Source organism: Streptomyces sp. NRRL F-5630, assembly GCF_000719475.1.
Taxonomy (GTDB): domain Bacteria; phylum Actinomycetota; class Actinomycetes; order Streptomycetales; family Streptomycetaceae; genus Streptomyces.
Map to the genome: position 1 here is coordinate 116,606 of NZ_JOGO01000009.1, position 10,409 is coordinate 127,014.

Below are 10,409 nucleotides of genomic sequence, written 5' to 3' on the forward strand. Positions count from 1 at the left end.
GGGGGTTTCGGCTGCTTTGGCGGGCAGGACCCCGGACCGGCCCACGGCCCGTGGCGCGTAAGGGCCGTGCCCGTCGCCGCCCGCCCTGACGTGCTCTTCGTCACCTCGCGCACCCGGTGTCCCGCTGAGGCTACTTGCCGGTAGATTCTGGGGGCGGACGACGATCAAGGGGAACTTGTTCGGTTTTGCAGTCCCGGCGTAGGCTCGCCGGACGTTCAGGAAAGAGAGGGTGCCTGGAGTGACCGCCGAGGCCCTGGGTGCCCGCGCCGGACTCGATCGCCCGCTGCGCATCGCCCTGCTCACGTACAAGGGGAACCCTTTCTGCGGGGGACAGGGCGTCTACGTGCGCCATCTCTCGCGCGAACTCGCCCGGCTCGGGCACGAGGTCGAGGTGCTCGGCGCCCAGCCGTACCCCGTGCTCGACGAGGGCGTCCCGCTCACCGAGGTCGCGAGCCTCGACCTCTACCGCCAGCCCGACCCCTTCCGCACCCCGCGCCGCGAGGAGTACCGGGACTGGGTCGACGCGCTGGAGGTCGCCACGATGTGGACCGGCGGCTTCCCCGAACCCCTCACCTTCAGCCTCCGCGCGCGCCGCCATCTCGCGGCCAGGCGCGGCGCCTTCGACGTCGTGCACGACAACCAGACGCTCGGCTACGGCCTGCTCGGCGGCCCCCGCGCGCTCGGCGCCCCGCTCGTCACGACGATCCACCACCCCATCACGGTCGACCGGCAGCTCGACCTCGCCGCCGCCGAGGGGCTCAAGCGGCAGCTCTCCGTGCGCCGCTGGTACGGGTTCACGCGGATGCAGAAGCGCGTCGCGCGCCGGCTGCCCTCCGTCCTCACCGTCTCGGGCACCTCCCGCGCCGAGATCGTCCGCCACCTCGGCGTCGATCCGCGCCGCGTCCACGTCGTGCACATCGGCGCCGACACCGACCTCTTCTCGCCCGGCCCCGTGCCCGAGGTCCCCGGCCGGATCGTCACGACGTCGAGCGCCGATGTCCCCCTCAAGGGCCTCGTGCACCTCGTGGAAGCGCTCGCGAAGGTCCGCACCGAGCACCCCGAGGCGCACCTCGTCGTCGTCGGCAAGCGCGCCGAGGACGGCCCCGTCGCGCGCGCCATCGAGAAGTACGGGCTCGGGCACGCCGTCGAGTTCGTGAAGGGCATCACCGACGCGGAACTCGTCGACCTCGTGCGCTCGGCGCAGGTCTCGTGCGTGCCCTCGCTCTACGAGGGCTTCTCCCTGCCCGCGGCCGAGGCGATGGCGACGGGGACGCCGCTCGTCGCGACGACCGGCGGCGCGATCCCCGAGGTCGCCGGGCAGGACGGCGAGACGTGCCTCGCGGTGCCCCCCGGCGACGCGGGCGCGCTCGCGCAGGCCCTCGGGCGGCTCCTCGGCGACGCGGACCTGCGCGGCAGGCTCGGCGCGGCCGGGCGGGCCCGCGTGCTGGAGCGCTTCACGTGGGCGCGCGCGGCCGAGGGCACCGCGGAGCGCTACCGGGCGGCGCTCGCCCGCACCCCCGCCTCCCGCCCCGTACGGCCGCCCGCCTCCCGGGCCCTGGCGAGGACCCCCGCCGTCCCCGCCCGCGAAACCGCCATCCCCGACCGCGAAAGCAGGTCTTCGTGCTGACCGTCGACTTCACCCGCTTCCCGCTCGCCCCGGGCGACCGCGTGCTCGACCTGGGCTGCGGAGCGGGGCGGCACGCCTTCGAGTGCTACCGGCGCGGGGCGCGGGTCGTGGCCCTGGACCGGAACGCGGAGGAGATCCGCGAGGTCGCCACGTGGTTCGCGGCCATGGAGGAGGCGGGCGAGGTCCCCGCGGGGGCGAGCGCGACCGCGATGGAGGGCGACGCGCTCGCGCTGCCCTTCCCCGACGAGACCTTCGACGTCGTGATCATCTCCGAGGTCATGGAGCACATCCCCGACGACAAGGGCGTGCTCGCCGAGATGGTCCGCGTCCTCAAGCCCGGCGGGCGCATCGCCGTCACCGTGCCGCGCCACTTCCCCGAGAAGATCTGCTGGGCGCTCTCGGACGCGTACCACGAGGTCGAGGGCGGCCACATCCGCGTCTACAAGGCCACCGAACTCGCCGCGAAGCTGCGCGGCGCGGGACTGCGCCCCTACGGCGCCCACCACGCGCACGCGCTGCACAGCCCCTACTGGTGGCTCAAGTGCGCCTTCGGCGTCGACAACGACAAGGCGCTGCCGGTGCGCGCGTACCACAAGCTCCTCGTCTGGGACATCATGAAGAAGCCCCGTACGACCCGTTACACCGAGCACTTCCTCAACCCGCTGCTCGGCAAGAGCTTCGTGGCGTACGCGACGAAGCCGCACCTGCCCCACGACGCCGCGCCGGACGCCCACGACGCCGCGCCCACCGCCGTATGACGACGCCCCGCGCCGACCTCCCCGTCCTCCCGGGCGTCCTCACCGCCGAGGAGGCGCGCGCGACGGTCGCCGCGCTCCTCGCCCAGCAGCGCGAGGACGGGGCACTGCCCTGGTTCCGCGGCCACCACCTCGACCCCTGGGACCACACCGAGGCCGCGATGGCGCTCGACGCGGCGGGGGAGCACGAGGCGGCGGCCCGCGCCTACGCGTGGCTCGCCCGCCACCAGAACCCGGACGGCTCCTGGTACGCGGCCTACCACGACGGCGACTTCGAGCGGCCCACCGACCGCTCGCGGGAGTCCAACTTCTGCGCCTACGTGGCGGTCGGCACCTACCACCACTGGCTCGCGACCGGCGACACGGCCTTCGTCGACACCATGTGGCCGGTCGTGAAGGCCGCGCTCGGCTTCGTGCTCGGACTCCAGCAGCCCGGCGGCGAGATCGGCTGGAAGCGCGAGGCCGACGGCACACCCGTCACGGACGCGCTCCTGACCGGCTCCTCGTCCGTCCTGCACGCCCTGCGCTGCGGCCTCGCGCTCGCCGCCGCCCGCGGCGAGGCGCAACCCGACTGGGAACTCGCCGCGGGCGAACTGCGCCACGCCATCCGCCACCACCCCGAGCGCTTCCTCGACAAGAGCCGCTACTCGATGGACTGGTACTACCCGGTCCTCGGCGGCGCGCTCGAAGGCGCGGAGGCGAAGGCCCGGCTCGCCGCCCGCTGGGACGAGTTCGTCGTGCCGGGCCTCGGCTGCCGCTGCGTCGTGCCCAACCCGTGGGTCACGGGCGGCGAGAGCGCCGAACTCGCCCTCGCCCTCTGGGCGGTGGGCGACACGGACCGAGCCGTCGGCATCCTGCGCGACCTGGGGCGGCTGCGGGACACGGAGACGGGCCTGTACTGGACGGGGTACGTGTACGAGGACGACGCCCTGTGGCCGCGGGAGCAGACGACCTGGACCGCGGGCGCGCTGCTGCTCGCGGTGGCGGCGCTCGCCGGGGAACCGGCGACGTGCGGGGTGTTCGGGGCGGGGCTCCCGGACGGGATCGGCGAGACGGTGGGGGGTTGTGCGTGTGGGGTGGGGTGAGGGGGCCGGGGCTGCGCCCCGAGCCCGTCGTGGGGCTGCGCCCCACGGCCCCCGGTGGGGCTGCGCCCCTCGCCCCGCTTGCGGGGCTCCGCCCCACGCCCCGCTCCTCAAGCGCCGGAGGGGCTGGATGATGGCGCTGGATGGTGGTCGCCGGAGGGGCTGGATGATGATGGCGCCGGACGGGCTCTCGGAGGGGTCAGCGGGAGATGCGGCCTGCTGCCGCGTGGCCGATGGCCAGGTAGACGACCGCTGCGAGGCCGTAGCCGCACACGACGCGTGCCCACTCCTCGTCGAAGGTGAACAGATCGCGCGACCAGCCCGCGAGCCAGGCGGCGGCGTCGTGCACCCACTGCACGAGGTCGTTGCCCCGGTTCGCGTCCAGGAGATACATCAGTATCCAGACGACAATGATGGCGGCCACGACATCGGCGACGAGCGCGATGATCCGGCCTATCGAGGAACCGCTTCTGGTGGACATGGCCACCGTATTACCGCTTGTGCATGGGTGAAACGGGGCCGGGGACAGGCCGTGTGCGGCCTGTCCCCGGCGGTGGGCCCGTGCGGGCGAGCTGATCAGCCGCGCTGGATGCCCGTCGTGTCGCGCAGGAGGCCGCGCTTGCCGTCCTGGGTCTGGGCCACGAGGTCCTGACCGCGCTGGTCAACGGCCAAGTACCAAGTGCCCGGGGTGAGTTCGGCGACCGGGGTGGGTGCGCCGTCCTCGCCGTAGATCGGACGCGGGACCGGGACGGCGAACCAGAACGGGGCGAAATCGCCGCCCGGCGCGGCCGGTGGCGGAGTCGCGCCGCCCTGCGAGGGCTGCTGCTGCCCCGCGGCGGGCTGACCCGCACCCGGGTACCCGTAACCGGGCTGCTGCGGCTGCCCCGCGCCGGGGTACCCGTAGCCGGTCTGCTGCTGGCCCGAGCCCGGGTAGCCGTACCCCGTCTGGCCCTGCTGCCCGTACGGCTGCGGCTGCGCGGGACGCGGGGCGGGGACCAGGGGACCCTTGAGCGCGGGCACGAGGGGGCTCGCGACGGCGGCGGCGGCGAGGACGAGAGCGGCGATGAGGCCGAGGACGAGGCCGGCGCCCGCGCCGATGCGCGCCACGCTCTGCACGTCGCTGAAGGAGCCCAGCGGGTCGAAGATCGTCCACAGCGCGGTCCAGGCGGCGAAGACCGTCAGGGCGGCGCCGAGCTGGCCGAGGTCCAGGCCGAGCACCTTGCGGGGCTGCGGCAGCAGCCTCGTGAGGAGGACGAGCGCGGCCCCGATGACCCCGGCAAGGTAGACACTCATCAGGAGCCCGAGACTGTCCCAGGCGTTGGGGACGCTGGTGCAACTGTCGCTGTCGCAGGAGAAGGTGCCGAGGAACGAGGCGATGAACAGCACCACCGCGGCCACGATCACCACCCCGTCGCCTCTGGTCAGAGAGCGGATGTTCACGTCGTCAGGTCCTTCGTCGGCAGTGGTCGGCAAGCCGGGGCGCGCTCACCGCCGACCGTGGGTCACCAGGTCCGTACGGCAGAGATCCCCCGAGCTCCCGAGGACCATACCGCCACCGGGCCGGGCCCGTCCGGTGGCCCTGCGCGCCCACCCCGGCGTCACAGCGTTCTCACGACTTCTCCCCGGCCTCCCGCGCCAGGTACGCGGCGACTCCCGCGGCGACCCCGCGCGCGGCGCGCTCCCGCCACTTCGCGCTGGTCATCAGCCCCGCGTCCCGCGCGTCGCGCATGTTCCCGCACTCCAGGAACACCTTCGGGACGCGGCTGAGGTTGAGGCCGCCGAGGTCGGAGCGGGTGTCAAGCCCCGTACCGCCGTTGATGTACGTGGCGGGGGAGGTGTCCGTGGCCTTCGCGAAGGCCGTGGCGAGGCGGGTGCCGAGCTCGTGCGAGGGCGCGGTGATCGCGCGGGTGTCGGCCTTCCCCGCGTGCACGGCGGCGGGCATGATCACGTGGAAGCCGCGCGCCCCGGCGGGGGCGCCGTCCGCGTGCACCGAGACGGCCGCGTCCGCCTCCGCCTCGTTGCCGATCTCGGCGCGCTCGTCGACGCAGGGCCCGAACTCCCGGTCCCCGTCGTGCGTGAGCCGCACCTCGGCGCCCTGCGCGCGCAGCAGCTTCCGCGCCCTGCGCACGACGTCGAGCGTGAACTCCGCCTCCGGATAACCGGCGTTGGTCTCCGTCCCGGTCGTGTCGCACTCCTTGCGCCCGTTGCCGACATCGACCTGACGGTTGATCTCGGTGGTGTGCAGGCGGTTGTCGGGGTTGTGCCCGGGGTCGAGGACGACGACCTTGCCGCTCAGCGGCCCGGCGGACGGAGAGGGGCGGGGAGTGGGGCCGGTACGGGCCGGAGCGGGCGCCGCCTTCGCGTCGTCGCCGCCCGTACCGCCCCCGTCTTCGCCACCACGCCCCGCGAGGCCGTACCCGAGGCCCCCGGCGAGCAGGAGGACGGGCACGGCGACGGCGGCGGCGAGGAGCAGCCGCCGGGAACGCGGCGGACGGCTCGGCTCGGACGGGAAGGGCGGGGGTGCGGGGGAGGGGGACACGCCCGCGATCGTAGGGGGTACGGGCCCTCGCGCGCTCAGCGGCGCCGCAGCACCCGCAGCGAGTCCACCGTCCGGACCTCGTCGAAGTCGCCCGAGCCGACGGCGCGCAGCCAGATCCGGTACGGGGCCTGGCCGCCGTCGGCGGGGTCGGGGAACACGTCGTGGATGACGAGGAGGCCGCCCGGGGCGAGGTGGGGCGCCCAGCCCTCGTAGTCGGCGTGCGCGTGCGCGTCCGTGTGCCCGCCGTCCACGAAGACGAGGCCGAGCGGCCGCCCCCACACCGCGGCGACCTGCGGGGAACGTCCCACGACGGCGACGACGTGCTCTTCGAGCCCGGCCCGGTGCAGGGTGCGGCGGAAGGCGGGCAACGTGTCCATGATCCCGAGTTCCGGGTCGACGGTCGCCGGGTCGTGGTACTCCCAGCCGGGCTGCTGCTCCTCGCTGCCCCGGTGGTGGTCGACGGTGACGACGGTCACCCCCGCGGCCCGCCCGGCGTCGGCGAGCAGCACCGTCGACCGCCCGCAGTACGTCCCCACCTCCAGGAGGGGCAGCCCCAGCCGCCCCGCCTCGGCAGCCGCCGCGTACAGCGCGAGCCCCTCGTGCACGGGCATGAACCCCTTGGCCTCCTCGAAGGCGGCGAGGACACCGGGCGAGGGGGCGGCATCGACGGCGTGCGGCTCGGGCATGACGGGAGTCCTCCAGCGGTACGTGACAAGCGGCACCGCACCGGCACACACCACCGGCTGCCTCCGATACGGCCCCCGCATCGTGCCGCATCCCCGCGCGCGGCGCGCACCCCGCCCCCGCCGCGCGTCAGCCGCTCACCGCCTCCGCCCTGCCGCTGCGGTCCCGCAGGGGCGCGAGGACGAGGGGGACGAGGCGGGTGGCGTGGCCGCCGGGGAAGGAGACGGCGGCGGCGCGGGGGGTGTGGCCCGCGGCGCGGCAGGCGATGACGTAGGGGCCCGCGGTGAAGGCGGGGAGGGCGTAGCGGCCCGCCGTGTCCGTCGTGGTGAGCCCGGCCTGACGGCCGCGGCGGTCGATGAGGGTGACCGTCGCGCGGACCACGCGCGCGCCCTCCGCGTCCCGCACCTCGCCGCGGAAACCGCTGAAGCCGTCCGGGAGGAGGAAGTCGTCCCGCGCACCGGGGAGTTCGACGAGCGTGAGGCGTTCGCCGCCGCCCGCGGCGCGCGGCAGGAACCAGGCGAGCACGAGCCCGCCCGCCACGGCGCACAGCGCGATCACGAACGACGTGCGGAAACCGCTCAGCGAGGGCACGGCGACGCCCCCGTGCGAGGTCGCCGAACCCGCGAGCACCATACCGATCACCGCGCTGGACACCGAGGTCCCGATCGACCGCATCAGCGCGTTGAGGCCGTTCGCCGCCCCCGTGTCCTCCGGGCGCACCGCCGCGATGATGAGCGCGGGCAGCGAGGAGTACGCGAGCCCGATCCCGCCGCCGACGAGCACCGCGATCAGCACGGTCTGCCAGGCCGAGCCGAGCAGCCCGAGCCCGGCCCCGTACCCGATGCCGATGACGAGGAGGCCCAGCAGCAGCGTCAGGCGCGGCCCGCGCCGCGCGGCGATCCGCGCGTACAGCGGCGCCGTCGCCATCATCGTCAGCCCCAGCGGCGCCACGCACAGGCCCGCGACGACCATCGACTGCCCGAGCCCGTAACCGGTCGCCTCGGGCAACTGGAGGAGCTGCGGAAGGACGAGCGTGACGACGTAGAACGAGACCCCCACCATGACCGAGGCCAGGTTCGCGAGCAGCACCTCGCGGCGCGCGCTCGTGCGCAGGTCCACGAGCGGGGCGGCGACCCGCAGTTCGTACCAGCCCCAGCCGAGCAGCACGAGCACCCCGAACCCGAAGAGCCCGAGCACCCGCGCCGAGCCCCACCCCCAGTCCGCGCCCTTCGTCACGGGCAGCAGGAGGGACACGAGCCCGAGGCTCAGGCCGAGGGCGCCGGGCAGGTCGAAGCGCCCCGGGGCCCGTACCGGCGCGCCGGGCACGAGCGCCACGACGAGCGCGAGCGAGACGACGCCGAGCCCCGCCGCGAGCAGGAAGAGCGCGTGCCACCCGGCGTGCTGCGCGACGATCGCGGCGAGCGGCAGCGCGAGCCCGCCGCCGACGCCGATCGACGAACTCATGAGCGCCATCGCGCCGCCGAGCCGTTCGCGCGGCAGCACATCGCGCATGATCCCGATGCCGAGCGGGATCGCGCCCATCGCGAGGCCCTGGAGCGTACGGCCCGCGAGCATCGGCACGAGCGAGTCGGTCAGCGCGCACCCCACGGAGCCCGCGATCATCGCGCCGAGCGAGACGAAGAGCATCCGCCGCTTGCCGTACAGGTCGCCGAGCCGCCCCAGCACGGGCGTCGATACGGCCCCCGCGAGGAGCGTGGACGTCATGACCCAGGTGGCGTTCGCGGGCGAGGTGCCGAGGAGGTCGGGCAGGTCCTTGATGACGGGGACGAGCAGGGTCTGCATGACGGCGACCGCGATGCCCGCGAAGGCGAGCGCGGCGACGGTCGCGGAGGGATTGCGGGGACGGACCGGGGCCTTGCGGGGTATTCGGGGGCGGTCGTGGGTGTGGGGCATGAGCGGTACTACCTCCGACCCTTGCGGACTGAAAGTGATCCGGTACGGAGGGTAGTCCGGTGGTTCTCGTACGAACGGCGAACCGGGGATCCCGGTGGAAGCGGGAGGGGCACGGGCCGGACGGAGTGTGCGCCCCCTGAGACCGCGTGTGCGTCGCGTGCGTCACAATCAAGCCCCATGCCGCTCGACCCCGCCCGCCTCCTGGCCGCGCCGCCCCGCACCCGCACCCTGACCTGGTCCGCCAGGGACGTCCTGCTCTACCACCTGGGCGTCGGCGCCCCGCCGTCCCGCCTCCACTGGACGCTGGAGTCCCGCCTCCGCGTCCTCCCCTCCTTCGCGGTCGTCGCCGGTGGCCAGGACGTCCTCGGCGCACTGGACGTCCCCGGCGCGGAGAGCGTCGACCGCACCCGCGTGCTCCACGGGACGCAGGAGCTGGTCCTGCACCGCCCGCTCCCCGCCGAGGGTGCGGCCCGCGCCCGTACCGCCGTCACCGACGCGTACGACAAGGGCTCCGCTGCCGTCCTCGGCGTCCGCACCGAGGCGGCCGACGCCGCGGGCCCGCTGTGGACCTCGCGGCAACTCCTCTTCGCGCGCGGCGCCGGCGGCTTCGGGGGCGCCCGCGGCCCGGCCCTGCCCAGGCCCCCGCGCCCCGAGGGCCCCGCGACGGCCGTCCACCGCCTCCCGCTGCGCGAGGACGCCGCCCTCCTCTACCGCCTCAGCGGCGACATGAACCCTTTGCACGCCGACCCGGCCGAGGCGGCGCGCGCCGGTTTCCCGCGCCCGGTGCTCCAGGGGCTGTGCACGTACGGGACGGCTCTGCGCGTCCTCGTCGACACCCTCCTCGACGGGCGTCCCGAGCCCGTACGCCGGTACGCGGCCCGCTTCTCGGACGTCGTCTTCCCGGGCGAGACGCTGGAGGTGAGGGTGTGGCGGACGGGCGAGGGAGAGGCGCGCGCGGAGGTCGCGGTGCCGGACACCGGACGCCTGGTGCTCTCGGACGCGGTCCTGGAGTGGGAAGGGCGATGAACGAGGGCAGGGGCCCGGAGACGCTCAGGCGTCTCCGGGCCCCCGCCCGTCCTGCTGCTGCTGTTCCCCCTGGACGACTAGGCCGCGGCCCGGCCGCCCTCGAAGAACTCGGCGTGCTCGGCCCCGGGCTTGCGGTGGCGGCCGCCGGGCCGGGTCTCCCCGGCCTCTCCGGCGCCCGCCGCGTTCCCCCGGTGCCGCCCCGGTCCCCCCACGTCCCCGTTCGGGACGGACGGCGTCTCGGCGGCCGACTGCTTGCTGATCTCGGTCAACGGAACGTCACCCCGTAGTACTCGTTCACGTGCGCAACAACTACCCGGGGATTTTCTCACGTCACGTCAGTCACATGTTCGGGGGGTCGGGGCGGAGTTCAGCTGTTGAGCGGCGCGTCACGCAGGGGTACCGGACGGTTCCCGGCCTCGCCGGACGGCGGCGGCGTGGTCCAGGTGATTCCGGACGGCACGGCGTCGGAGTCCGGCAGGTCCCGGGCGGGTTCGGGCTCGTCGGCGGGCACGGGCAGCGGTACGGCCACGGCGCCGCGCGTCACCACGAGCCCCGCCCTTATCGCCGCTCCCGCCGAGCCGAGTCCCCCCGCGAGCGTCGAGGGCCCCGCGACGCCGGAGAACCCGGAGACGGCCATGACGGAGAACGCGCCGGTGGCCTGCGGGGGTTCGGGCGCGGGGATGCGGCCGGGGCCGGGGGTGGGTGGCGTGGGCGGTGCTTGCCGGGGCGGGGCGCTGGGCCGGGGATGAGGAGCGGGCTGGGCGTGCGGGGCAGGGTGGGCT

General features: G+C 75.0%; 11 protein-coding genes. 4 read left to right on the forward strand and 7 right to left on the reverse strand.

Going from position 1 to position 10,409, the window contains the following annotated elements; all coding sequences use genetic code 11:
* Positions 1–238: 238 nt before the first annotated feature.
* The 3 genes from IF99_RS0107010 to IF99_RS0107020 are packed head-to-tail and all read left to right on the forward strand — an operon-like array spanning position 239 to position 3,467.
* Positions 239–1,627, forward strand: coding sequence for a glycosyltransferase family 4 protein (locus tag IF99_RS0107010; protein ID WP_030995475.1), 1,389 nt, complete (start codon positions 239–241; stop codon positions 1,625–1,627).
* Entirely contained in the window at positions 1,621–2,385 is a 765-nt protein-coding gene (locus IF99_RS0107015; RefSeq protein WP_030995476.1) for a class I SAM-dependent methyltransferase, read from the forward strand. The genes IF99_RS0107010 and IF99_RS0107015 overlap by 7 nt, the downstream gene beginning before the upstream one ends.
* Complete coding sequence (locus IF99_RS0107020; RefSeq protein WP_030995477.1) at positions 2,382–3,467, forward strand: prenyltransferase; 1,086 nt, start codon at positions 2,382–2,384, stop codon at positions 3,465–3,467. Before IF99_RS0107015 ends, IF99_RS0107020 begins: the two co-directional genes overlap by 4 nt.
* Positions 3,468–3,663: 196 nt before the next feature.
* Here the strand turns inward: IF99_RS0107020 and IF99_RS0107025 are convergent, their stop codons facing one another.
* The 5 genes from IF99_RS0107025 to IF99_RS0107045 all read right to left on the reverse strand — a co-directional run bounded on the left by IF99_RS0107025 (position 3,664) and on the right by IF99_RS0107045 (position 8,601).
* On the reverse strand, positions 3,664–3,951 hold the full coding sequence (locus IF99_RS0107025) for a hypothetical protein (RefSeq protein WP_030995478.1): 288 nt from the start codon (positions 3,949–3,951) through the stop codon (positions 3,664–3,666).
* Between the two features lie 89 nt (positions 3,952–4,040).
* Entirely contained in the window at positions 4,041–4,904 is an 864-nt protein-coding gene (locus tag IF99_RS0107030; RefSeq protein ID WP_030995479.1) for a DUF5336 domain-containing protein, read from the reverse strand.
* Between the two features lie 169 nt (positions 4,905–5,073).
* Complete coding sequence (locus IF99_RS0107035) at positions 5,074–6,003, reverse strand: N-acetylmuramoyl-L-alanine amidase (RefSeq protein WP_030995480.1); 930 nt, start codon at positions 6,001–6,003, stop codon at positions 5,074–5,076.
* A gap of 35 nt (positions 6,004–6,038) precedes the next feature.
* On the reverse strand, positions 6,039–6,689 hold the full coding sequence (locus tag IF99_RS0107040) for a class I SAM-dependent methyltransferase (RefSeq protein WP_030995481.1): 651 nt from the start codon (positions 6,687–6,689) through the stop codon (positions 6,039–6,041).
* A 127-nt stretch (positions 6,690–6,816) separates the two neighbouring features.
* Positions 6,817–8,601 (reverse strand): MFS transporter, encoded by a 1,785-nt coding sequence (locus tag IF99_RS0107045; protein ID WP_030995482.1) that lies wholly within the window; start codon positions 8,599–8,601, stop codon positions 6,817–6,819.
* 177 nt (positions 8,602–8,778) lie between these two features.
* Between IF99_RS0107045 and IF99_RS0107050 the strand changes: the two genes are divergently transcribed.
* Positions 8,779–9,627, forward strand: coding sequence for a MaoC/PaaZ C-terminal domain-containing protein (locus IF99_RS0107050; RefSeq protein WP_030995483.1), 849 nt, complete (start codon positions 8,779–8,781; stop codon positions 9,625–9,627).
* Between the two features lie 77 nt (positions 9,628–9,704).
* Here IF99_RS0107050 and IF99_RS0107055 read toward each other — a convergent pair whose 3' ends face one another.
* Positions 9,705–9,896 (reverse strand): hypothetical protein, encoded by a 192-nt coding sequence (locus IF99_RS0107055; RefSeq protein ID WP_030995484.1) that lies wholly within the window; start codon positions 9,894–9,896, stop codon positions 9,705–9,707.
* Between the two features lie 98 nt (positions 9,897–9,994).
* Positions 9,995–10,409, reverse strand: a 415-nt coding sequence (locus IF99_RS34740) for a hypothetical protein (RefSeq protein ID WP_234340611.1), incomplete at its 5' end; no start/stop codon positions are given.

Coding starts and splice junctions, on each gene's coding strand:
- IF99_RS0107020 (WP_030995477.1), top strand. CDS start 2,382: ATGACGACGCCCCGCGCCGACCTCCCCGTCCTCCCGGGCGTCCTCACC.
- IF99_RS0107040 (WP_030995481.1), bottom strand. CDS start 6,689: ATGCCCGAGCCGCACGCCGTCGATGCCGCCCCCTCGCCCGGTGTCCTC.
- IF99_RS0107045 (WP_030995482.1), bottom strand. CDS start 8,601: ATGCCCCACACCCACGACCGCCCCCGAATACCCCGCAAGGCCCCGGTC.
- IF99_RS0107050 (WP_030995483.1), top strand. CDS start 8,779: ATGCCGCTCGACCCCGCCCGCCTCCTGGCCGCGCCGCCCCGCACCCGC.